The 854-nt window shown below is 47.7% G+C and carries 1 protein-coding gene; it reads left to right on the forward strand.

Annotated elements, in window-relative coordinates; translation table 11 throughout:
* A partial coding sequence (tuf, locus tag CWB98_RS22885) for an elongation factor Tu (protein WP_138546906.1) occupies nt 1-854 on the forward strand: 854 nt, incomplete at its 3' end.

An 854-nucleotide genomic window follows, 5' to 3' on the forward strand; every position in this document is an offset into this window, starting at 1 on the left:
ATGGCAAAAGAAAAGTTTGAACGTTCGAAACCGCACGTTAACGTTGGTACTATCGGCCACGTTGACCACGGTAAAACTACCCTAACTGCAGCAATCACTAACGTACTTGCAAAAGTATACGGTGGTGAAGCGAAAGACTTCGCATCAATCGATAACGCTCCAGAAGAGCGTGAGCGTGGTATCACAATCTCAACTTCACACGTTGAGTATGACACTCCAACTCGCCACTACGCGCACGTTGACTGTCCTGGACACGCTGACTACGTTAAAAACATGATCACTGGTGCTGCTCAGATGGACGGCGCGATCCTGGTAGTTGCTGCAACTGACGGTCCTATGCCTCAAACACGTGAGCACATCCTACTTTCTCGTCAGGTTGGTGTACCTTACATCATCGTATTCATGAACAAATGTGACATGGTTGACGACGAAGAGCTACTAGAGCTAGTAGAGATGGAAGTTCGTGAACTTCTTTCTGAGTACGACTTCCCAGGTGATGACCTGCCTCTAATCCAGGGTTCAGCTCTTAAAGCGCTTGAAGGCGAGAAAGAGTGGGAAGACAAGATCGTTGAGCTTGCAGAAGCACTAGATTCTTACATCCCAGAGCCAGAGCGTGACATCGATAAGCCTTTCATCATGCCTATCGAAGACGTATTCTCAATCCAGGGTCGTGGTACAGTTGTAACTGGCCGTGTTGAAGCTGGTATCATCAACGTGAACGACGAAGTTGAAATCGTAGGTATCAAAGAAACTACGAAGACAACTTGTACAGGTGTTGAAATGTTCCGTAAGCTGCTTGACGAAGGTCGTGCAGGTGAGAACATCGGTGCCCTTCTACGTGGTACTAAGCGTGA

It is taken from the genome of Pseudoalteromonas rubra (assembly GCF_005887115.1).
Lineage (GTDB): Bacteria > Pseudomonadota > Gammaproteobacteria > Enterobacterales > Alteromonadaceae > Pseudoalteromonas > Pseudoalteromonas rubra_F.